This is a genomic window from Pseudomonas extremorientalis (genome assembly GCF_024584605.1).
Lineage (GTDB): Bacteria > Pseudomonadota > Gammaproteobacteria > Pseudomonadales > Pseudomonadaceae > Aquipseudomonas > Aquipseudomonas extremorientalis.
Map to the genome: position 1 here is coordinate 5430808 of NZ_CP089519.1, position 22980 is coordinate 5453787.

The following is a 22980-nucleotide window of genomic DNA, read 5'->3' on the forward strand; positions in this document are numbered from 1 at the left end:
TTGAAACCCTCTTTGCTTAATTCATCCAGCCCTTGACCCAATCCATCACCGATTCCGCGTCAGCAGGGGCACTGCCACCGCATGCGGCGCCGGGTGGCGGTTCGCTGCCGCGAATATACGGCATCTGCACCGCGCCCGGACAGTTGGCATCGGACCCCTGCCCGGTGTGCGGATCGATCCAGGCCTGCACGATGTTGTCCGGCTGCGGCATGTTCAACGGCAGCGGGTCGGCCTTGCGCATGAAACTGGTCCAGACCTGCAGCGCACCGGTGGCACCGGTGAACGGTGTCTTGCCGTTGTCGTCACGCCCCATCCAAACCACCGCCAGCACATCCTGGCCAAAACCCGCAAACCAACTGTCGCGCGAATCGTTACTGGTACCGGTCTTACCCGCCAGGGTCAGGTTGGACGGCAGCACCTTATAGACCGAACTACCAGTGCCCTCACGCATCACACGCTGCATGGCGTTCTGGATCAAGTAGATGGAGCCCGCATCGAAACGCTGCTGGATCTGGAACGGATAACGCTTGAGCGGCTCGCCTTCAGCCGTCAGCACGCTTCGGATCCCGCGCATCGGCGTATTGAAACCACCGTTGGCCAGGGTCTGGTACATCGTCGCGACTTCCATTGGGGTCATTGCGCCGGCACCCAGCAGGATCGATGGAAATGCCGGGAACTCACGCGTAATGCCCAGGCGCGCGAGGGTCTTCAGGACATTCGGTACGCCCACTTCGAGGCCGAGACGCGAAGTGGAGATGTTGTAGGAGTGCGCCAACCCTTGGTACAGGAACACTGTCCCATGAGAACGGCGATCGAAGTTCTGTGGCGTCCATACCTGCCCGTCAGCGCCTTTTACTGACAGCGGGTCGTCAGACAGCCAACTGGTCAGGGTGTACTTGCTCGGTTTTTCCAGGGCCGTGAGGTAGACCGCCGGCTTGACCAACGAACCAATCGGTCGCACGGCATCCAGGGCGCGGTTGAAACCGGCGAAGCTGGCCAGGCGGCTGCCGACCAGGGCCTGGACCTCACCGGTTTCCGGGTTGGTCACGACCATGGCCGCTTCGACTTCATCCGCGCCTTTGCGGCCGGTCATTCGCTTGAACGTGTCATTGACCGACGCTTCGGCTTTCATCTGCAGGATTGGATCGAAACTGGTGAAGATCCGCAGGCCTTCTTCGGTCAAGTCTTCGTCACGGTAGTCTTCACGCAACTGGCGCTTGACCAGGTCGATAAAGCCCGGGAAGGAGCTGTCTGCCAACTTGCCGCGGGTGGTGACACCCAGTGGCATTTTCTTCGCGGCGGCAACTTGTTCGGCGGTGGCAACACCTTGCTGCTCTAGAACATCCAGCACCAGGTTGCGACGCTCCAGCGCACGCTCAGGGTTGCGACGCGGGTTGTAGTAGGAAGGCCCCTTGACCATGCCCACCAGCAACGCAACCTGGTGCAGCTTCAGTTCGGACAGCGGCTGGCCAAAGAAGAATTGGCTGGCCAGACCGAAACCATGCACCGCGCGCTGGCCGTCCTGGCCGACGAATACTTCGTTGAGGTACGCCTCGAGGATTTCCTGCTTGCTGTAATGCAACTCCAACAGCATCGCCATCATGGCTTCGGTGAGCTTGCGGGTCAGGCTGCGTTCGTTGGTCAAGTAGAAGTTCTTGACCAATTGTTGCGTCAGCGTACTGCCGCCCTGGGTCATCTTGCCGCCGGACGTATTCACCCAGACTGCGCGGGCGATCGACTTCGGCGAGACCCCCCAGTGATGGTAAAAATCACGGTCTTCAACGGCTACCAGGGTTTCCAGCAGGTAAGGCGGCACCTGATCAAGTTTGATCAGGATGCGATCTTCAAGGTTCTTCGGGTAAATGCCGCCGATCATCAGCGGCTCCAGGCGAACCACAGGCAGCTTCGAGCCATTGAGGGACGACAACTCGGCGACGTAATCGCCGGAGAAACGCACACGCACCGGCTGGGCTTTTTCCAGGCCTTCATAGAATTGAAAGCCACGGGTGTTCAGGTCGACGGTATTTCCGCTGACAGCCGCTGCACCCGGACCGTTGCTCACGGGCTCACGACGATAGCCCAAGGCGTCGAGTTCGGTCAGGAAGTCATCCTTGCTCAGCTTCTGGCCTGCGAACAATTCCAGCGGGCGCGCGTACACCTTGGCCGGAATGGTCCAGCGCTTGCCGGAGAACTTCTCCTGCACCACAGCGTCGAGGTAGACCGCAAAGCCGGCAAGCACCACAAGGCCTACCAGGCCAAGCTTGAGCGCCCAGCCAAGCCAGGGGCGCAGGCCACGGGAAGGAGGTTTTTTACGGGAACGGGGAGATCGGGTTCGAGTCATGGCGGCGGATTATACGCACTTTATTGATGATCAACATGAGCCGGACAGCGGTTTGCACAAGCGGTCGCAGCAGCCATAATGCCCGCCATGTTTTTCCCCAGACTCTGAAGGATCGCCCGTGAGCCAGTCCCTGATCGCTGCCCTGCAAAATCCGGCTTTATATCCCCATCCGGTTGAAGCGTTCCAAGTCATCGAGACCCATATTTCCTGGGTCGTACTGACCGGTCCTTACGCCTATAAGCTGAAAAAGCCGATGAACTTCGGATTTCTGGATTTTACCGACCTGGACAAGCGCGGCCACTTCTGTAACGAAGAGCTGCGCCTCAATCAGCGCCTGACCGAAGATTTGTATCTTGAAGTGTTGCCGATCACCGGCACAGCCGAAGCCCCGCAGTTGGGTGGCGATGGCCCAGTGATCGAATACGCACTGAAAATGCGCCAGTTTCCGCAGAGCCAATTGCTCAGCACCCTGCAAGCCAACGGCGAATTGACCAGCGCACACATCGATGAGATGGCCAAGCAGATTGCGCACTTCCACCTCTGCGCACCGAAAGTGCCGCAGGAACACCCGGCCGGCACGCCGGATGAGGTAATGGCGCCGGTTCGCCAGAACTTCGACCAGATCCGTCCATTCCTCAGCGACAAGACTGACCTGACCCAGTTGGAAGCCCTGCAAGCCTGGGCCGAAAGCAGCTTCGAGCGTCTCAAGCCACTGTTTTCCCAGCGCAAGCTGGACGGCTTCACCCGCGAATGCCACGGTGATATTCACCTGGGTAATGCAACGTTGATCGACGGCCACGTGGTGATCTTCGATTGCATCGAATTCAACGAACCCTTCCGTTTCACCGATGTGTACGCCGATACCGGCTTCCTGGCCATGGACCTGGAAGACCGTGGACTCAAGTCCCTGGCACGCCGCTTCATCAGCCAGTATCTGGAATTGACCGGTGACTATCAGGGCCTGGAAGTGCTGAATTTCTATAAAGCCTATCGCGCCCTGGTCCGCGCCAAGATCGCGCTGTTCAGCACGCCGAGCGAAGCCAGCCCGGTGCAGCGCGCCACGACCCTGCGCCAATACCGCAACTATGCCAACCTGGCGGAAAGCTACAGCACCATTCCATCGCGTTTCCTGGCCATTACCCACGGCGTTTCGGCTGTCGGTAAAAGCAATGTGGCCATGCGCCTGGTGGAAGCACTGGGTGCCGTGCGCCTGCGCTCGGACGTGGAGCGCAAGCGCCTGTTTGGCGAGCAACACGTGGAAAACACACCACAGGCCGGTATCTATGCGGCCGACGCCAGTGCTGCGACCTACGCACGCCTGAATGAAATCGCCGATACCGTGTTGCGCGCCGGCTACCCGGTCGTGCTGGATGCGACCTTCCTGAAACGTGAACAACGCGATGCGGCCGCCACTGTTGCCGAAGCCACGGGCGCGCCTTTCCTGATTCTGGATTGCAACGCCCCACAAGCAGTTATCGCCAGTTGGCTGGCGCAACGTCAGGAGGACAACAACGACCCTTCCGACGCGACACTGACTGTTATCGAAGAACAGCAAGCCAATCGCGAGCCACTCACCGCCGAGGAACTGCTCCTCAGCAAGCGGGTCGAGACCAATGAAAGCGGGACCCTCGATGCACTGGTGGCGCATATCCGCAAGCGCCTGCCGGGCCTGTAAGAAAAATTTCTTGGTCGTGTCGCCTACTTGGGCCACGCGACCAAGCAATAGTGGCACTATAATGGCGCCATAAATCCAACGGGAGTTGCCGTCATGAGTCAGCCCAAGCTTCTTGATACGCCGCTTTACTCGCTCCTGCATAAAGACGATGTGCGAGGCTTCAACCGGGAACGTCCAAAAGACGGTGCCATCGACATGCGCGGTGGCGACTTCCGTGGGCTGGATCTGCGCGAACTGAACACGGCAGGCGTGGACTTTACCGACGCCTATTTCCGATCTGCCGATTTACGCGGGCTGGACCTGCGCGACTGCCCGCTGGAGGGCGCCAGCCTGGCCCACGCGCAGATTTCAGGCACGTACTTCCCGCCCGAACTGAGCGCTGACGAGATTCTCATGTCGGTCAATTTCGGCACACGCCTGCGCTATCGCACTCGCTGAAACCCTCTGCTTCCGCCCCGGTTTCGCGCAGGCGTGCCGGGGACTTCCCGCCTGCCAGACCTGGTCATGCTTATACGTCTTTAGGCCGTTTCCGACTAAAGAACTACGCTTTTCCTACTGAGCGCTACACTTCTGTTCAGGCTTGCCTGGTCACATACCCACCGCACCATTCGGCCGTCGCAAGGAGGCTTGATGAACGATGAGCTGCAACACCTGAAAAACCTTGGCAAGACATCAGCACAGTGGCTGCATGCGGTGGGCATCCACAGTGCGTCCGACTTGCGTCGCCTGGGTGCGGTTGATGCCTACCGGGCCGTGCGAACGCGCGGGTTTCGTGCATCGAAAGTGCTGCTGTATGCCATCGAAGGGGCATTGATGGACGTGCACTGGAATGACATTCCTGCCGAGCGCAAGGAAGCGTTGAACCGTCAACTTGACGCTATTTCAACGCGCCAAAAGAATTAGATCGACTATCAGGCCCCCCTGTTTATAGACATTCCGAACGGGCGTTTGAGAAAACCCCAAGACACCGAGAAAACAAAGGTTGACTCTCAAATGAGAATCGTTATGATTATCACAACTGGTCGCGAGATCAGCCGATAACTGAAAGACCATTGGTTCGGACTCTCAGATTATCTCCTCATCAGGCTAATCACGGTTATTTGACCCGGCTTTTGCCGGGTCTTTTTTTGCCTGTGGAAAAGTCGAATTCAGCGCGCAATGATCAGAGGATGCCCACGCTCGGGATGAGCCTGCACAAGCACATCCAGACCAAAAACAGCTTTCAGGGGCTCAGGCTGCATCACTTGCGCCGGCGTATCCAAGGCATGCGGACGCCCCGCCTCCAGCAACAGAATACGGTCACAGTAACGGGCTGCGAGGTTCAAGTCATGAAGGATCACCAGCACCGCCGCCCCACGATCGGCGAAGGTACGAATGGCCTGCAAAGTCATGTGTTGATGCAAAGGGTCCAGCATTGACGTCGGCTCATCCAATAACAACGTCTGCCCCGCTTCACCTGGCCATAATTGTGCAAGCACGCGCGCCAGGTGCACCCGCTGGCGCTCGCCACCGGACAACGCCAGGTAGCTGCGACCGCTCAAGTGCCCGACGTCAGCCGCCTGCAAGGCCGCCTCGATGATCTCGTCATCGCGCACGCGCCCGGTCTGATGAGGCAAGCGGCCCATGCCGACAACCTCTTCGACACGGAAAGCGAAGTCCAACGTCGAGCTTTGCGGCAATACCGCGAGGCGCTGTGCTCGTTGTGCCCCACTCCACTCCTGCAAAGGACGTTGATCCAGGCACACTGTGCCTTGGTCGGGATGCAACTCGCCGCACAACGCACCGAGCAGCGTACTTTTGCCTGCACCATTGGGCCCCAACACGCCGAGCACTTCACCCGGCAACAGGTCGAGTGTGATATCTGCCAATACGGTTTTGCGCCCGCGACGGATGTGCAGGTCTTCCACACGAAGCATCAGGCACGCCCCCGCAACAACAGGAAAAGAAAGAACGGCGCACCGATAAACGCTGTAACGATACCGATGGGCAACTCAGCCGGTGCCAAGGCAAGCCGTGCGACCAGATCGGCAAACAACAAAAGGCTCGCACCCGCGAAGACCGATGCCGGTAACAGCACACGATGATCCGGCCCCGCCAACAAGCGCACCAGATGCGGCACCACCAGCCCCACGAAACCGATCATGCCCGCTGCGGCAACCGCCGCCCCCACGCCCAGCGCCGTGCACAACACCAATTCGCGCTTGAGCCGTTCCACATCGATGCCGAGATGACTGGCCTCCGACTCACCGAGCAACAGGGCATTCAACGCCTTGGCCCGGCGCGGCAACCACAGCGCCACACCCGCGCTCACGAGCAACAGCGGCCATAACCGCGAATAGCTGGCGCCGTTGAGACTGCCCAGGTTCCAAAATGTCAGGGTGCGCAAGGTGGCGTCGTCGGCCAGGTAGGTGAACAGGCCCACCGCCGAACCGGCGAGAGCCGTAAGGGCAATGCCCGCGAGCAGCATTGTCGCGACGTTGGTCTGGCCGTTGCGCCGCCCCAAGCGATATACCAGTGCCGTCACACCCAGCCCTCCCAGGAATGCGCAAAGTGACAACAGGTAAGGTCCAACGGCATCCGGCAAACCACCGAAAAACGAACCACCGACAATCGCCACCGCCGCCCCCAGTGCAGCACCGCTGGAGACCCCGACCAAACCTGGATCTGCCAGAGGATTGCGGAACAACCCCTGCATCGCCACCCCCGACAAGGCCAATACCCCGCCGACAGCCAAGCCCAGCAGCGTGCGTGGCAAACGGATCTGCCCCAGGATCAGCTCAGCCTGCTCCAGCCCTTGGGGCTCAATCGGCAGCCCCATCAAGCGCAAGGCGGCTTTGAGCGTATCCAACAGAGGCAAGCTGACCGGCCCCAGCGCCAGCGAAAGCCAGATCGCCAAGACACACAACAACGCCAACCCAACAAACAGCGTTTTCGGTTTTACCGGAGTGGTCATGGGGCTGGTTTGGCCTGGGACGGGTAAAACCCGGCAGACAGGTCCGCGAGGCTTTGCGGCATACGCGGCCCAAGTCCGCCGACCAACAGGGTGGGATCGACCTCAAACACTCGCCCGCTCTTGGCCGCCGGCGTGGACGCCAGGATCGGGTTTTCCTTGAACAGTGCCGCACGCGCTGCGTCTCCGGTCAGGGCACGGTCAGCAAACACCAGTACATCCGGGCTCAAGCCCGCCAACGACTCCACCGAAAACGGCTTGTAACCTTCATGGACCGCCAGATTGCGCCCGCCCGCCTGTTGCAACATCCAGTCGGCCGCTGTGTCTTTGCCCGCGATCAGCGGCTTGCCGCCTGCATGCCCGAGCAACAACAACACGCCTGGCGCCTTTTGCGTGGACTGAGCCTTGGTCACCCAGCGTTTCTGCTGATCCAGCGCCTGCTCATATCCGGTAAACAATTCGGTGGCCTTGGCCTCGCTGCCCAGCAACTTACCCAGGTGTTGAAGATTGCCTTTCAACGTCGGCAGGTCCGGCTGCGCCGAGAACATTTCCACCTGCACGCCTGCACTGCGAATCTGCGCCAGCACCGGCGGCGGCCCCATTTCTTCGGTGCCGACCAGCACCTGCGGGCGCAGACTTAAAATGCCTTCCGCCGACAATTGCCGCTGATAACCAATGCTCGGTAACGCCTTGAGGGACTCGGGATGCTGGCTGGTAGTGTCCACCCCGACCAGTTTCGACTCGCCGCCCAGGGCCGTCACCCATTCCGACAGCGCCCCACCGGCACTCACCCAGCGTTGTGGCAGTTCAGAGGCTTGCGCCCCGTGGTTGACCAGCAGTCCGACAACGAGCGCAATAGCGCTGGTACTCAGTCGCATAACAGGGTTTCCTTCCAAGGGCAGGGCCGCTCAAGCACTCATCGATGTGACAGCAAACGCCCGTCTGGCATCGTATTGAGCGCCCGGTCAGCTGACGGGCGAGCCGGCATTTGATAATTGTTTGCATTTGAACGTCAAGGCACTTAAGGAGTGAAATGAAGTTTCTCTGCCCCTCCACCGCACTCGCGCCCAACAGCAGCCTCGGTTTTGATATCGACGGGTGCAAGCTGCTGGCCGTGCGCCGCGACGGCGTTGCGTACTTCTACATCAACCGTTGCCCCCATCGTGGCATTTCACTGGAATGGCAACCCGACCAGTTTCTCGACGACAGCGCCAGCCTGATCCAGTGTGCAACCCACGGCGCCCTGTTCCTGATCGAGAATGGCGAATGCATCGCCGGCCCTTGCGCCGGGCAGAGCCTGACCGCCCTGCGCGGCTGCGAAGACGCTCAAGGCCTATGGGTGGAACTCTAGTCGAGCAGCACGTCCAGGCGCCGGTCTACACAGATTTCTTCGCAGGTCACACGCACGCCATACGCCAGCACTTCCACCCCTGCCGCCTTGGCTTCACGCAGGGCTGCAGCATAACCGGCGTCGATTTCCACCGCCGGTCGCACAGCCTCAATCCCCGAGAGATTGACGCAGTACAGCTGCACCGCGCGCACACCCTCCCGCGCCAGGTGCGCCAGCTCACGCAAATGCTTGGCGCCGCGCTGGGTCACCGCGTCGGGAAACGCCGCAACCGCAGAGCCGTCATAGCCCAGGGTCACACTTTTGACTTCGACATAGGCCGCGCCGTCGGGATAATCCAGGCGAAAGTCGATGCGGCTTTTCTCCTGGCCGTAAGGCACTTCGCGTTTCAACGCGGTAAAGCCATTGAGCTCAGTGATCACCCCTGCATGCAGCGCCTCCTCGACCAATTGATTGGCGCGCGCCGTGTTCACACAGGCCAACCGGCCCTGGGGCGTCTCGGCGATTTCCCAGGTGCCGGGCAATTTGCGCTTGGGGTCATTGGAGCGGCTGAACCAGAGCTGCCCACCTTCCACCATGCAATTGAGCATTGAGCCCGTGTTGGGGCAATGAATGGTCAGCAACTCGCCGGTAACGGTCTCGATATCGGTGAGAAAACGCTTGTAGCGGCGAATCAGTCGCGCTTCTTCAAGGGGAGGATTAAAGCGCATCAGCCTTGCCAGCTCCGCAGACCACGGGCGATCCGCTCGACCGCTTCTTGTAGCCGATCGAGGTTCTGCGTGTAGGCAAAACGCACATGATGACCGGCCTGGTAGCGGCCAAAGTCCAAGCCAGGCGTAAAAGCGACATGCTCGGTTTCGAGAAAATGGCGGCAGAATGCGAAGGCATCACCGCCAAATGCGCTGATATCGGCGTACAAATAGAACGCCCCCTCCGGCTCAACGGCGATGCCAAACCCCAGCTCGCGCAGGGCGGGCAACAGGAAGTCGCGACGGCGACCGAATTCGGCACGACGCTCTTCGAGAATGCTCAGGGTCTGTGGGGTGAAACACGCCAGCGCCGCGTGTTGGGCCATGCTAGGAGCACTGATGTAGAGGTTTTGCGCCAACTTCTCCAACTCGCCCACTGCCGCCGGGGGTGCAACCAGCCACCCCAAACGCCAGCCGGTCATGCCGAAATACTTGGAAAAACTATTGAGGACGAAGGCGTCGTCGTCGACTTCCAGCACGCTGGCTGCGTCGGTGCCGTAAGTGAGGCCATGGTAGATCTCATCCACCACAAGGTGGCCGTTGCGCGCCTTGATGGCCGCAGAAAGCCCGGCCAATTCGTCACGGGTGAGGATCGTCCCCGTCGGGTTGGCTGGCGAGGCCACCAGCGCGCCCACACTGTCCTGATCCCAGTGCCTGGCCACCAGGTCGGCGGTCAACTGATAGCGCACCTCCGGGCCTACCGGCACCAGTTGCGCCGCGCCCTCTACCAGGCGCAGGAAGTGGCGATTGCAGGGGTAACCAGGGTCTGCGAGCAGCCAATGCTTGCCCGGGTCAACCAGCAGGCTGCTGGCCAGCAGCAACGCGCCGGACCCGCCAGGAGTGATCAGAATGCGCTCGGGATCCACGTTCAAGCCGTAACGCTGCTGATAAAAACCGCTGATGGCTTCGCGCAACTCTGGCAGGCCACGGGCTGCAGTGTAACGGGTCTTACCATTGGCCAATGCCGCCTGGCCGGCCTGGATGATCGGCTCGGCGGTGGTGAAATCCGGTTCGCCGATTTCCAGGTGAATCACGTCATGGCCGGCGGCCTGCAGCTCATTGGCCCGCGCCAGCAATGCCATGACATGAAAAGGTTCGATGGCGCGACTGCGCGCACTGTAGGGCTGGGCCATTAGCCTTCCTTAACGGTGAGGACAAAATCTGGATTCTACCGAACCCGCGCCGTAAAACATGTTCTATTGCCTGCCCGGCGGCATGTGCAGTCCGAGCAAGCGCCTGCAAACCGACTAAAATCTACATTCGAGGCAACACATACCCAGCAATGGCGGGCAGTCGCAGTTTGCAACCCCTTTGCCGTGGGCCTCGACAACCGGGAGTGGCGCACCCCGAATCTATCTGGTAAGTTCGCCCGCTTGCAGCCGCAGGGCCGGCAGGTGTCGGTGACGTTGCAATCCTGCGCAATGGATTAGAAGAGTGAGAGGCGGTCTATTCATGTCCACCCAAGCAAAGCAACAGCAGACTCAAGGCCTCAACGGCTTCGAACCTTACGTAGAGACGAAAGGTGAGGAGTACATGGGCGAGCCCATGCGCGAGCACTTCACCAAGATCCTGAACAAGTGGAAACAGGACTTGATGCAGGAAGTCGACCGCACGGTTGACCATATGAAGGACGAAGCAGCCAACTTCCCTGACCCGGCCGACCGCGCGAGCCAGGAAGAAGAATTCGCCCTGGAACTGCGCGCCCGTGATCGCGAGCGCAAGTTGATCAAGAAGATCGACAAGACGCTGCAGTTGATCAAGGACGAAGAATACGGCTGGTGCGAATCCTGCGGTGTCGAGATTGGTATTCGTCGCCTGGAAGCCCGCCCAACCGCGGACCTCTGCGTAGACTGCAAGACCTTGGCCGAAATCAAGGAAAAACAGGTCGGCAAGTAATCCAGCCGAGCTGAACGAATGGGGCGTGCGAACGCCCCATTTTTGTTGCTGGCGTTTACCGAATTTCCAGTAGTATCCGGCCCATGACAGCCTCTACCTATATCGGGCGTTTTGCCCCAACGCCCAGCGGCCACTTGCATTTCGGCTCACTGGTCGCCGCCCTCGCCTCCTACCTCGACGCCCGCGCCAACCACGGCCGCTGGCTGATGCGCATGGAAGACCTCGACCCGCCCCGCGAAGAGCCCGGCGCCCAGGCAGCGATCCTGCATGCACTGGAAAGCTACGGGTTTGAGTGGGACGGCGAACTGGTCCGACAAAGCGAACGGCACGAAGCCTATGCCAAAGTACTGAACGATATGTTCAACCACGGCCTCGCCTACGCCTGCACTTGCTCACGTAAACAACTGGAGGCCTACAACGGCATCTACCCGGGCCTGTGTCGCAATGCCGGCCACGATCAGCAAGATGCCGCCATCCGTTTGCGTGTTCCTGAGCTTGCTTACCACTTTACCGACCGCGTCCAGGGTGAATTCCGACAGCACCTGGGTCGCGATGTAGGCGATTTCGTCATCCGTCGCCGCGATGGCCTCTATGCTTATCAATTGGCAGTCGTCCTCGACGATGCGTGGCAAGGTGTTACCGATATCGTGCGCGGTGCAGACCTGCTCGACTCCACGCCGCGCCAGCTCTACCTGCAGGAACTGCTCGGCCTGCGCCAACCGCGCTACCTGCATGTGCCACTGATCGTCCAGCCGGACGGTAACAAATTGGGCAAATCCTATCGTTCCCCGCCGTTGACACCCGACCAGGCCACGCCTTTGCTATTAAGGGCCCTGCGCGCCCTCGGGCAGCAACCCGGTGACGAGCTGCTCCACGCCAGCCCACGGGAACTGCTGGATTGGGGCATCCAGCACTGGGACGCCACGCGGATACCGCACAGACTCACGCTGGCAGAAGCGCAATTGAGCTGAAGGCGCTTGCAGCTTGGCCGGCATCCGTTACCATCGCCGCAGTTTTTCAATCAGAGGCCAACATGTACATCTATCGATTGGTCCTGCTGCTGGTCGTCGGGATCTACCTGTTTTCCCCCGCCATCATGGATTGGTGGATCGACGCCACGGGCGCCTGGTATCGCCCTTATCTGCTGTGGCTGATCCTGATCGTCGTGACTTTCATCCTGCAGAGCCAAAAAGATGCCGATGAGCTTTAGCCTCACCCAGATGCTGCTGATCAGCGCCGCCTACCTGGCCGCGCTGTTCGGGGTGGCCTGGATCAGTGAGCGTGGAATGATTCCGCGGGCGATCATTCGCCATCCGCTGACCTACACCTTGTCCCTTGGCGTTTACGCCAGCGCCTGGGCGTTCTATGGCACCGTAGGCCTGGCCTATCAATACGGTTACGGTTTTCTTTCCAGCTACCTCGGGGTGTCCGGTGCCTTTCTGCTGGCACCGGTGCTGCTTTACCCGATCCTGAAGATCACCCGCACCTACCAACTGTCCTCCCTGGCCGACCTGTTCGCCTTCCGCTTTCGCAGCACCTGGGCCGGCGCGCTGACCACCATGTTCATGCTGATCGGCGTGCTGCCGTTGCTGGCCCTGCAAATCCAGGCGGTGGCGGACTCCATCAGCATCCTGACCCGCGAACCGGTGCAACATCGGGTGGCCCTGGCCTTCTGCGCGCTGATCACGCTGTTCACGATTTTCTTCGGCTCACGCCATATCGCCACCCGCGAGAAGCACGAGGGCCTGGTGTTCGCGATTGCCTTCGAGTCGGTGATCAAGCTGATCGCCATCGGCGGCGTTGGCCTGTACGCGCTCTACGGCGTGTTCGACGGCCCGCAACAGCTGGAACTGTGGCTGCTGCAGAACCAGACCGCCCTCGCCGCCCTGCATACGCCATTGCAGGAAGGCCCCTGGCGCACACTGCTGCTGGTGTTCTTCGCCTCGGCAATCGTGATGCCGCACATGTACCACATGACCTTTACCGAAAACCTCAACCCGCGCTCGCTGGTCAGCGCCAGCTGGGGTTTGCCGTTGTTCCTGCTGTTGATGAGCCTGGCGGTGCCGCTGATCCTGTGGGCCGGTCTGAAACTGGGGGCCACCACCAATCCTGAGTATTTCACCCTGGGCATCGGCATAGCCGCGAATAGCCCGGCCTTGGCGCTATTGGCGTACGTCGGGGGGCTATCGGCTGCCAGCGGGTTGATCATCGTGACCACCCTGGCCCTCTCGGGGATGGCACTCAACCACCTGGTGTTACCGCTGTACCAACCACCGGCCGAGGGCAATATCTACCGCTGGCTGAAATGGACACGGCGCGCGCTGATCGTCGCGATCATCATGGCCGGCTATGGTTTCTACCTGCTGCTGGGCGCGGGTCAAGACCTGGCCAACCTGGGGATCGTTGCATTTGTCGCCACGTTGCAGTTCCTGCCGGGCGTGCTGTCGGTACTGTATTGGCCGACCGCCAATCGGCGTGGCTTCATCGCCGGGCTGCTGGCGGGGATCCTGGTGTGGGTCGTGACCATGCTGCTGCCGCTGGTCGGCAACCTGCAGGGCTTCTACATCCCGTTGCTGAACATGATCTACGTGCTGGATGACACCAGTTGGCACATGGCCGCGATTGCGTCGCTGGCCGCCAACGTCTTGATGTTCACCCTGATCTCACTGTTTACCAACGCCAGCCCGGAAGAAACCAGCGCCGCCGAAGCTTGCGCGGTGGATAACGTACGCCGTCCGCAACGACGTGAATTGCATGCCGCCTCACCCCAGGAATTCGCCACGCAACTGGCCAAGCCGTTGGGTGCCAAGGCGGCACAGAAGGAAGTCGAGCAGGCGCTGCGCGATCTCTACCTGCCGTTCGATGAGCGCCGCCCCTACGCCCTGCGCCGCCTGCGTGACCGTATCGAAGCCAACCTGTCCGGATTGATGGGGCCGAGCGTGTCCCAGGACATGGTGGAAACTTTCCTGCCCTACAAGGCCGGCGGCGAAAACTACGTGACCGAAGACATCCATTTCATCGAAAGCCGGCTGGAGGACTACCACTCCCGCCTCACAGGCCTGGCCGCCGAACTCGATGCCCTGCGTCGCTACCACCGCCAGACCCTGCAGGAACTCCCGATGGGCGTCTGCTCCCTGGCCAAGGATCAAGAGATCCTGATGTGGAACAAGGCCATGGAAGAACTCACCGGTATCGCGGCGCAACGCGTAGTCGGCTCACGCCTGAATACACTGGGCGAGCCTTGGAAAGAACTGTTGCAAGGCTTCATCAACCTGCCCGACGAACACCTGCACAAGCAGCACCTGGCCCTTGACGGCCAGACCCGCTGGCTCAACCTGCACAAAGCCGCCATCGACGAACCCCTGGCCCCCGGTAACAGTGGTCTGGTGCTGCTGGTGGAAGACCTGACCGAAACCCAGATGCTCGAAGACAAGCTGGTGCACTCCGAGCGCCTGGCCAGTATCGGCCGGTTGGCGGCGGGCGTGGCCCATGAAATCGGCAATCCGATCACCGGTATTGCCTGCCTGGCGCAGAACCTGCGGGAAGAGCGTGAAGACGACGGCGAAATCACCGAAATCAGCGGGCAGATCCTCGAACAGACCAAGCGTGTTTCGCGCATCGTGCAGTCGCTGATGAGCTTTGCCCACGCAGGCGCCCACCAGAACCACGACGAAGCCGTGTGCCTGGCCGAGGTGGCACAGGACGCCATTGGGCTGCTGGCCTTGAACCGGCGCAATTTCGAAGTACAGTTCTTCAATTTATGCGACCCCGACCATTGGGTCGACGGCGACTCCCAACGCCTCGCCCAGGTGCTGATCAACCTGCTGTCCAACGCCCGTGACGCCACCCCGGCCGGCGGTGCGGTGCGCGTCAAGACCGAGGCTTTCGAACATACGGTCGATCTGATCGTCGAAGATGAAGGCAGTGGTATTCCACAGAACATCATGGACCGATTGTTCGAACCCTTCTTCACCACCAAGGACCCAGGTGAAGGTACCGGTCTGGGCCTTGCACTGGTCTATTCCATCGTTGAAGAGCATTATGGACAAATCACCATCGACAGCCCGGCTGACACCGAAAGCCAACGCGGCACCCGTATTCGGGTGACCTTGCCGCGTCATGTCGAAGCGACGTCCGCTGTGAACTGAGACCGTCGAGAGAATTGAATCAATGCCGCACATTTTGATCGTCGAAGACGAAACCATTATCCGCTCTGCCTTGCGTCGCCTGCTTGAACGAAATCAGTACCAGGTCAGCGAAGCCGGCTCGGTGCAGGAAGCCCAGGAGCGGTTCAGCATTCCCACGTTCGACCTGATTGTCAGCGACCTGCGCCTGCCTGGCGCGCCTGGTACCGAGTTGATCAAGCTGGGCCAGGGCACTCCGGTGCTGATCATGACCAGCTACGCCAGCCTGCGGTCGGCGGTGGACTCCATGAAGATGGGCGCGGTGGATTACATCGCCAAGCCATTCGACCATGACGAGATGCTCCAGGCGGTGGCCCGTATCCTGCGCGACCGCCAGTCGGCCAGCAGCGCGCCGACCGAGCAACGACCGGCGAGCAAAACCAATGACAAGCCAGGCGTCGACAACAGCAACGGCGAGATCGGCATCATCGGCTCCTGCCCACCCATGCAGGACCTGTACAGCAAGATCCGCAAAGTCGCGCCCACCGACTCCAATGTATTGATCCAGGGCGAGTCTGGCACCGGTAAAGAACTGGTGGCCCGCGCCCTGCACAACCTGTCCAAGCGTGCCAAGGCGCCGATGATCTCGGTGAACTGCGCGGCGATCCCTGAATCCCTGATCGAGTCCGAACTGTTCGGCCACGAAAAAGGCGCGTTTACCGGCGCCAGCGCCGGGCGTGCGGGCCTGGTGGAAGCGGCGGACGGCGGCACGCTGTTCCTCGACGAAATCGGCGAACTGCCTCTGGAAGCCCAGGCGCGGTTACTGCGCGTGTTGCAGGAAGGCGAGATTCGCCGTGTGGGCTCGGTGCAATCGCAGAAGGTCGATGTTCGACTGATCGCCGCGACCCACCGGGACCTGAAGAGCCTGGCCAAGATCGGCCAGTTCCGTGAAGACTTGTATTACCGCCTGCACGTGATCGCCCTCAAGTTGCCGGCCCTGCGTGAGCGTGGCGCCGACGTCAACGAGATCGCCAACGCCTTCTTGCTGCGCCAGAGCGCGCGCATCAATCGTACCGACCTGAAGTTTGCCCCGGACGCCGAGCAGGCGATTCGGCATTACTCATGGCCGGGTAACGTGCGGGAGCTGGAAAATGCGGTCGAGCGTGCGGTGATCCTGTCGGAGAGCCCGGAGATTTCCGCCGAGCTGCTGGGCATCGACATTGAGCTGAGCGATCTGGAGGACGACGACTTCATCGGCCTGGCCCCACAACAGGGCGGCGGTAGCAACACCAGCCACGAGCCGACGGAAGATCTGTCACTGGAAGATTACTTCCAGCATTTCGTCCTTGAGCACCAGGACCATATGACCGAGACCGAACTGGCGCGCAAGCTGGGCGTGAGCCGTAAATGCCTGTGGGAACGTCGCCAGCGCCTGGGCATTCCACGGCGCAAGACCGGCGTGGCCAGCGAGAGTTGAGGGGGCGCCCCCACAGGTAACACCCGCAGATGTGAAAAAACTGTTACCGCGGATATTTCGCGTAACAAAAGCCGGGGCTTACGGTAACGAAGCCCTGGCTTTTTTTGGGCCGTCAAAAGCCCGATACCACCTCAACCCCCCGGTTTTGCTGGGCGGTGCAAAAGTTGGCACGCACCCTGCTATATGCTTAGTACAAAAACAATAACAAGCTTTGTACAAGACAATAAAAATAAGACGAATCGACTCACGCATAACAAAAACAACACGGCGGAGGCGCAGCTAACTGATTCTTTTGGAGAGGCGTTGCATTTGGGGCTTGCCCCGCAACCAGGCCGAGAACAACAAAAACTGCCCTAAGGCAGAGCCTGAACTGGTTGGATCGTAGATCAGCAACACAGCGACCAAAGCAATCCGTTTGCTCTTGACTCCCGATTGGGAGTGTCATGAAGGTGAAGCTTCATGGCGAGGGCGATCAACAAAAACAAGAAGCCCGCAATCCATAATAAAAATAGAGCACGCAACTACTTCTGGGGGAGCTTCGGCTCCCCTTGTAGTTTCCGCCATTTGACCACCCAGCAACCTCTTGAAGCTTTTGGCTTGGGGCTTGCAGCTTGTTCCTACACCATCCCCTGACTAAATGCTAGAATCCCCGCCCATCATGCGGTCATTCTTCGTTATGGCCGAACATTCCTTCAAACAGTGCATCCCATGCTGAAGAAGTTGTTCCAGTCATTCCGTTCTCCCTTGCGTCGTACGCAACACAAACGCAGCACGCCTGAAGTGCTCAACAGCAGCCAGCATTCGCTGCAACGCGCTCAATTCAGCCGTTATGCCGTGAATATCGTCGAACGTTTGCAGAACGCCGGCTACCAGGCTTATCTGGTGGGCGGTTGTGTACGCGACATGCTGCTCAATATCACGCCCAAGGACTTCGACGTCGCCACCAGCGCCACGCCTGAGCAAGTGCGTGCCGAATTTCGCAATGCGCGGATCATCGGCCGGCGCTTCAAGCTGGTGCATATCCACTTCGGTCGCGAAATCATCGAAGTTGCGACGTTCCGCGCCGGCCACCCGCAAAACGATGAAGAGGAAGACACCAATCAGTCTTCCCGCAACGAAAGCGGGCGCATCCTGCGTGACAACGTCTACGGTACCCTCGAGGAAGACGCGCAGCGCCGCGACTTCACCATCAATGCCTTGTATTACGATCCGGTCAGCGAGCGCATTCTCGATTACGCCAATGGCGTACACGATATCCGCAACAACCTGATCCGCCTGATCGGTGACCCGGTCCAGCGCTACCAGGAAGACCCGGTGCGCATGCTGCGTGCAGTGCGTTTTGCCGCCAAGCTCAACTTCGGCATCGAGAAACACACCGCCGCGCCGATTCGCGAACTGGCACCGATGCTGCGGGAGATCCCTTCGGCGCGCCTGTTCGAAGAAGTGTTGAAGCTGTTCCTCTCGGGCTACGCCGCCGACACCTTCGAAATGCTCGTCGACCTGCAGTTATTCGACCCACTGTTCCCGGCCAGCGCCGAGGCGCTGGAATACAACCCGACGTACACCCACACCCTGATCAGCGAAGCACTGATCAACACCGACCTGCGCATCAAGCAGAACAAACCGGTCACCCCGGCGTTCCTGTTTGCCGCCCTGTTGTGGCCGGCCCTGCCCAAGCGCGTGCTGCGCCTGCAGGAGCGTGGCATGCCGCCGATCCCGGCCATGCAGGAAGCCGCCCATGAGCTGATCGCCGAGCAGTGCCAGCGCATCGCCATTCCCAAACGGTTCACCATACCGATCCGTGAGATCTGGGACATGCAGGAGCGCCTGCCACGTCGCAGTGGCAAACGTGCCGACCTGTTGCTGGACAACCCGCGTTTCCGCGCCGGCTACGACTTCCTTTTGTTGCGTGAGAGCGCCGGCGAGCAGACCGACGGCCTGGGCGAATGGTGGACCGACTACCAGGACGCCAATGACAGCGAACGCCGCGACATGATCCGTGACCTCGGCAGCAAAGGCGATGGCGAAGGCGCCGGGCCGAAGAAGCGTCGCCGCAGCAGCAGCAAGCGCAAGCGCAGCGCGGCCGACGCCTCGGGCGAATAAGCGTGGAACGCATCTACATCGGCATGGGCAGCAACCTGGCGGCCCCGGATCAGCAATTGCGCAGCGCTATCGAAGCACTGGCGCAATTGCCCGGCACGCACGTCACCGGTGTCTCTGCCTTCTATCAAAGTGACTCCCTGCTCCCGGGCCAACCGCGCTATACCAATGCAGTGGCCGCCCTTGACAGTAACCTCGCCCCTCTTGAGCTGCTGGATGCGCTGCAAGCCATCGAGAACGACCAGGGCCGCGAACGCCTCGAGCGCTGGGGCCCGCGCACGCTTGACCTGGACATCCTGCTGTTTGGCGATCGCCTGATCGACGAACCGCGTCTCAAGGTGCCGCACTACCAGATGCACCTGAGGGCTTTTGTGCTGTACCCGTTGGCCGAACTGGCGCCCGCCAGCCTGGCGTTACCCGATGGCCAAACCCTCAACGAACTGCTTGAAGCCTGCCCGTTTGTCGGTCTTGAACGGCTCACCGTTGCTGAATCGCGTCAGTAACAGCGGTAACACCGTCATCGTAACAATGCGGTAACACATCCAATTGACTTCCCGTGTCCTCCTCACGACTATAGGCGTCCCGCTGCCGCCAACCCGGCGCTGAAGGGCGCAATCCAGGCCTTATAAGCACTGCTCTCAAGAAAGTGCGCCTGTATAAACGAAGACTCACGCGCGTTACTCGCTGTTTCCAAGCGCCTGAACGAGGACCCTTTTCATGCCAGACATTACCCTGACCACCTTGCAGAGCCTCAAGCTCAAAGGTGAAAAAATCGCCATGCTGACCTGCTACGACGCCACGTTCGCCCACGCCAGTTGCCAGGCCGGGGTTGAAGTGCTGCTGGTGGGCGACTCCCTGGGCATGGTTCTTCAAGGGAATGACAGCACCCTGCCCGTCACCACCGATGAACTTGCGTACCACACCGCCAGCGTCAAGCGCGGTAACGATGGCGCCTTCATCATCGCCGACCTGCCGTTCATGGGTTACGCGACGCTCGAACAGACCTTCCAGAATGCCGGCAAGCTGATGCAAGCCGGCGCGCACATGATCAAAATTGAAGGCGCGTTATGGCTCGCCGAGTCGATCCGCCTGCTCGCGGAACGCGGCGTGCCGGTATGTGTGCACATGGGCCTGACGCCGCAGTCGGTGAACATCCTTGGCGGCTATAAGGTCCAGGGCCGGAATGAGGCCCAGGCGCGCCAGATGCGTGCGGACGCCATCGCCCTGGAACAGGCCGGCGCGGCCATGATCCTGCTCGAATGTGTGCCGAGCGAGTTGGCGGCAGAAATCACCCAGGCCGTGAAAGTGCCAGTAATCGGTATCGGCGCAGGTTCGGCCACGGATGGCCAGGTGCTGGTGCTGCACGACATGCTCGGCCTGTCGATCAGCGGTCGTGTGCCGAAGTTCGTGAAGAACTTCATGGCTGGCCAGAGCAGCATCCATGACGCCTTGAGCGCCTACGTCGCCGAAGTCAAAGGCGTGACTTTCCCGGCCGCCGAACATGGGTTCTCTGCATGAACACCGTTAAAACCGTACGTGAACTGCGGGCCGCCGTAACCCATGCCCGCAGCGCCGGCAAGCGTATCGGCTTTGTGCCGACCATGGGCAACCTGCACAGCGGCCACGCCACCCTGGTGACCAAGGCCGCCCAGCAGGCGGATTTCGTGGTCGCCAGCATCTTCGTCAACCCGCTGCAATTTGGCGCCGGCGAAGACCTGGACAAATACCCCCGCACCCTGGCCGCCGATCAGGAAAAGTTGCTGCAGGCCGGCTGCAACCTGCTCTTCGCACCTACCGTCGAGGAAATGTACCCCGGCGGCATGACCGGCCAGACCCGTGTCAGCGTGCCGCAACTGTCCGAAGGCCTGTGCGGCGCCAGCCGTCCCGGGCATTTCGAAGGCGTGGCGACGGTGGTCAGCAAGCTGTTCAACATGGTGCAGCCGGACATGGCCGTGTTTGGGCAGAAGGATTACCAGCAACTGGCCGTGATCCGCGCCATGGTGCATGACCTGAACATGCCGATCCAGATCATCGGCGAGCCCACCGTGCGCGCCGACGACGGCCTGGCGCTGTCGTCGCGCAACGGTTACCTCAGCGACGAACAGCGCGCCATTGCGCCGGTGCTGTACCGCAGCCTCAGCCAGATAGGCGCTGCGATCAAGGCCGGTGACCATGACTTCGCCAAGCTGCGCGCCGAACAGGTCCGCCAGATCGAAGCCGCCGGGCTGCGCCTGGACTACCTCGAAGTGCGCCAAGGCGTGCATTTGCGCCCGGCCACGGCCGAAGATCGGGATATCGTGATCCTGGTCGCCGCCTACTTGGGGGCCACCCGTCTCATCGATAACCTGCATCTGATCCTCGACTGACCCTTCCAGTTGCCCTCCTCACTGCGTAAATAAAAAGTGCCGGTATAAAAAAGTACCGGCCTTAGCGCAGACAAAGCCAAGACATATCGACACGCTAGGTTTAATGTAATCGCCCTGCGCTATGGTTAGCGCTGTCTGGAACCCATTGCTTGATCAAAGACTGGATGTTCCAGGCAAATAAGTGTCCTAAAGGCAGTCCCCGTAATAAAAGGAAACCCGCAGCGATGGCGTACTACCGCACCCCTCATGACGTTACCGCTCTGCCCGCCTGGCAAGCGCTCAATCAACATCGCCAAGCCATGCAGGATTTCAGCATGCGCGAAGCGTTCAATGCCGATCCTCAGCGTTTTTCCCAGTTCACCTTGAGCAGCTGCGGACTTTTCCTCGATTACTCGAAAAACCTGATCACCGGCGAAACCCGTGACCTGCTGGTAAACCTCGCCAAAGAGGTCCACCTCAAGGAAGCCATTGACGCGCTGTACAAAGGCGAACCGGTCAACTCGTCGGAAGGCCGCCCAGCGCTGCACACCGCACTGCGCCGTCCGGTGGGTGACAAGCTGTCGGTCAACGGCGTGAACATCATGCCGGACGTGCACAAAGTGCTGAACCAGATCACCGACCTGGTCGGCCGCATCCACGACGGCCTGTGGCGTGGCTACACCGAGAAGCCAATCACCGACGTGGTGAACATCGGTATCGGTGGCTCGTTCCTCGGCCCGGAGCTGGTCTCCGAAGCGCTGCTGTCCTACGCCCACAAAGGCGTGCGCTGCCACTACCTGGCGAACATCGACGGCAGCGAGTTCCACGAGCTGACCCTGAAGCTGCGCGCCGAGACCACGCTGTTCATCGTCTCGTCGAAATCCTTCAACACCCTCGAAACCCTGAAAAACGCCCAGGCCGCCCGTGCCTGGTACCTGGCCCAGGGTGGCTCGGAAGCCGAGCTGTATCGCCACTTCATCGCCGTGTCGAGCAACAACGCGGCGGCCGTGGCCTTCGGAATTCGCGAAGAAAACATCTTCCCGATGTGGGATTGGGTCGGCGGCCGTTACTCGCTATGGTCGGCCATCGGCTTGCCGATCGCCCTGGCCATCGGCATGTCCAACTTCAAGGAACTGCTGTCCGGTGCCTACACCATGGACCAGCATTTCCAGAACGCCCCGTTCGAACAGAACATGCCGGTGCTGCTGGGCTTGCTGGGCGTGTGGTACGGCAACTTCTGGGGCGCGCAGAGCCACGCGATCCTGCCGTACGACCACTACCTGCGTAACATCACCAAACACTTGCAACAGCTGGACATGGAATCCAACGGCAAGAGCGTGCGCCAGGACGGTACGCCCGTCGCTACCGATACCGGCCCGGTGATCTGGGGCGGCGTTGGCTGCAACGGCCAGCACGCTTACCACCAGTTGCTGCACCAGGGGACCCAACTGATCCCGGCCGACTTTATCGTGCCGATCGTCAGCTTCAACCCAGTGTCCGACCACCATCAATGGCTGTACGCCAACTGCCTGTCCCAGAGCCAGGCGCTGATGCTCGGCAAGACCCGCGCCGAAGCGGAAGCCGAGCTGCGCGACAAAGGTATCCCGGAAGACGAAGTGCAGAAGCTGGCACCGCACAAGGTGATTCCGGGCAACCGCCCGAGCAACACCCTCGTGGTCGAACGCATCAGCCCGCGTCGCCTGGGCGCCCTGGTAGCCATGTACGAACACAAAGTGTTCGTACAGAGCGTGATCTGGGGTATCAACGCCTTCGACCAATGGGGTGTGGAACTGGGCAAGGAGCTGGGCAAGGGCGTCTACAACCGCCTGACCGGCGCCGAAGAGACCTCGGCCGAGGACGCTTCGACCCAGGGCCTGATCAATTACTTCCGCGGTCGTCACCGCGGCTGATCCGGGTTTTGCAAGGCCAATGTCCATTTGGAGGTTGGCCTTGAACCCTCCCCCTGCCGGGTGCA

20 protein-coding genes are annotated in these 22980 nt (G+C 60.6%); 14 read left to right on the top strand and 6 right to left on the bottom strand.

Annotated features, from left to right (window positions below; translation table 11 throughout):
- Positions 1–16 precede the first annotated feature (16 nt).
- Positions 17–2341: a penicillin-binding protein 1B gene (mrcB, locus tag LUU92_RS24575; RefSeq protein WP_071490021.1), complete on the bottom strand. Its 2325-nt coding sequence runs from the start codon at positions 2339–2341 to the stop codon at positions 17–19.
- A 118-nt stretch (positions 2342–2459) separates the two neighbouring features.
- On the opposite strand from mrcB, the gene LUU92_RS24580 reads away from it, so the two are divergent.
- The 3 genes from LUU92_RS24580 (at position 2460) to LUU92_RS24590 (ending at position 4919) form a co-directional block, all read left to right on the top strand.
- Positions 2460–4016, top strand: a complete 1557-nt coding sequence (locus LUU92_RS24580; protein WP_257102770.1) for a bifunctional aminoglycoside phosphotransferase/ATP-binding protein — start codon at positions 2460–2462, stop codon at positions 4014–4016.
- 93 nt (positions 4017–4109) lie between these two features.
- The gene (locus LUU92_RS24585) at positions 4110–4454 is read left to right on the top strand and encodes a pentapeptide repeat-containing protein (protein ID WP_071490019.1); all 345 of its coding nucleotides are present in this window, start codon (positions 4110–4112) and stop codon (positions 4452–4454) included.
- 192 nt (positions 4455–4646) lie between these two features.
- Complete coding sequence (locus LUU92_RS24590; RefSeq protein WP_071490018.1) at positions 4647–4919, top strand: TfoX/Sxy family protein; 273 nt, start codon at positions 4647–4649, stop codon at positions 4917–4919.
- 245 nt (positions 4920–5164) lie between these two features.
- Here LUU92_RS24590 and LUU92_RS24595 read toward each other — a convergent pair whose 3' ends face one another.
- Genes LUU92_RS24595 through LUU92_RS24605 form a run of 3 tightly spaced genes read right to left on the bottom strand, consistent with a single transcriptional unit; the run spans position 5165 to position 7844 of the window.
- The gene (locus tag LUU92_RS24595) at positions 5165–5932 is read right to left on the bottom strand and encodes a heme ABC transporter ATP-binding protein (protein ID WP_222540433.1); all 768 of its coding nucleotides are present in this window, start codon (positions 5930–5932) and stop codon (positions 5165–5167) included.
- Positions 5932–6969: a FecCD family ABC transporter permease gene (locus LUU92_RS24600; RefSeq protein WP_071490016.1), complete on the bottom strand. Its 1038-nt coding sequence runs from the start codon at positions 6967–6969 to the stop codon at positions 5932–5934. Before LUU92_RS24600 ends, LUU92_RS24595 begins: the two co-directional genes overlap by 1 nt.
- Positions 6966–7844, bottom strand: coding sequence for a heme/hemin ABC transporter substrate-binding protein (locus LUU92_RS24605; RefSeq protein WP_071490015.1), 879 nt, complete (start codon positions 7842–7844; stop codon positions 6966–6968). Before LUU92_RS24605 ends, LUU92_RS24600 begins: the two co-directional genes overlap by 4 nt.
- Before the next feature lie 155 nt (positions 7845–7999).
- Here LUU92_RS24605 and LUU92_RS24610 point away from each other — a divergent pair, with 155 nt between their 5' ends.
- The gene (locus tag LUU92_RS24610; protein WP_257102771.1) at positions 8000–8317 is read left to right on the top strand and encodes a Rieske (2Fe-2S) protein; all 318 of its coding nucleotides are present in this window, start codon (positions 8000–8002) and stop codon (positions 8315–8317) included.
- Here the strand turns inward: LUU92_RS24610 and sfsA are convergent.
- Both sfsA and LUU92_RS24620 read right to left on the bottom strand, forming a co-directional pair.
- A complete protein-coding gene (gene sfsA / locus LUU92_RS24615) occupies positions 8314–9024 on the bottom strand; it encodes a DNA/RNA nuclease SfsA (RefSeq protein WP_071490013.1) in 711 nt (236 codons plus the stop codon). The genes LUU92_RS24610 and sfsA overlap by 4 nt on opposite strands.
- Positions 9024–10196 carry a pyridoxal phosphate-dependent aminotransferase gene (locus LUU92_RS24620; protein ID WP_071490012.1) on the bottom strand — a complete coding sequence of 391 codons (1173 nt, stop codon included), beginning with the start codon at positions 10194–10196 and terminating at the stop codon, positions 9024–9026. Before LUU92_RS24620 ends, sfsA begins: the two co-directional genes overlap by 1 nt.
- 319 nt (positions 10197–10515) lie before the next feature.
- Between LUU92_RS24620 and dksA the strand changes: the two genes are divergently transcribed.
- The 10 genes from dksA to pgi all read left to right on the top strand — a co-directional run bounded on the left by dksA (position 10516) and on the right by pgi (position 22915).
- Entirely contained in the window at positions 10516–10959 is a 444-nt protein-coding gene (gene dksA, locus LUU92_RS24625; protein WP_058427634.1) for an RNA polymerase-binding protein DksA, read from the top strand.
- An 83-nt stretch (positions 10960–11042) separates the two neighbouring features.
- Positions 11043–11930 carry a tRNA glutamyl-Q(34) synthetase GluQRS gene (gluQRS, locus tag LUU92_RS24630; protein ID WP_257102772.1) on the top strand — a complete coding sequence of 296 codons (888 nt, stop codon included), beginning with the start codon at positions 11043–11045 and terminating at the stop codon, positions 11928–11930.
- Positions 11931–11992: 62 nt separating this feature from the next.
- Positions 11993–12169 carry a hypothetical protein gene (locus LUU92_RS24635; RefSeq protein WP_003176118.1) on the top strand — a complete coding sequence of 59 codons (177 nt, stop codon included), beginning with the start codon at positions 11993–11995 and terminating at the stop codon, positions 12167–12169.
- Complete coding sequence (locus LUU92_RS24640) at positions 12153–15107, top strand: sensor histidine kinase (RefSeq protein ID WP_162276390.1); 2955 nt, start codon at positions 12153–12155, stop codon at positions 15105–15107. The genes LUU92_RS24635 and LUU92_RS24640 overlap by 17 nt, the downstream gene beginning before the upstream one ends.
- Positions 15108–15129: 22 nt before the next feature.
- Positions 15130–16560 carry a sigma-54-dependent transcriptional regulator gene (locus tag LUU92_RS24645; protein WP_071490009.1) on the top strand — a complete coding sequence of 477 codons (1431 nt, stop codon included), beginning with the start codon at positions 15130–15132 and terminating at the stop codon, positions 16558–16560.
- A 708-nt stretch (positions 16561–17268) separates the two neighbouring features.
- Positions 17269–18663 (top strand): polynucleotide adenylyltransferase PcnB, encoded by a 1395-nt coding sequence (locus LUU92_RS24650; RefSeq protein WP_071490008.1) that lies wholly within the window; start codon positions 17269–17271, stop codon positions 18661–18663.
- Positions 18664–18665: 2 nt separating this feature from the next.
- On the top strand, positions 18666–19163 hold the full coding sequence (gene folK / locus LUU92_RS24655) for a 2-amino-4-hydroxy-6-hydroxymethyldihydropteridine diphosphokinase (RefSeq protein WP_222540435.1): 498 nt from the start codon (positions 18666–18668) through the stop codon (positions 19161–19163).
- 214 nt (positions 19164–19377) lie between these two features.
- Positions 19378–20178: a 3-methyl-2-oxobutanoate hydroxymethyltransferase gene (panB, locus tag LUU92_RS24660; protein ID WP_071490006.1), complete on the top strand. Its 801-nt coding sequence runs from the start codon at positions 19378–19380 to the stop codon at positions 20176–20178.
- Positions 20175–21026, top strand: coding sequence for a pantoate--beta-alanine ligase (panC, locus tag LUU92_RS24665; RefSeq protein WP_092248396.1), 852 nt, complete (start codon positions 20175–20177; stop codon positions 21024–21026). Before panB ends, panC begins: the two co-directional genes overlap by 4 nt.
- A 224-nt stretch (positions 21027–21250) precedes the next feature.
- Entirely contained in the window at positions 21251–22915 is a 1665-nt protein-coding gene (pgi, locus tag LUU92_RS24670; RefSeq protein WP_071490004.1) for a glucose-6-phosphate isomerase, read from the top strand.
- Positions 22916–22980 lie beyond the last annotated feature (65 nt).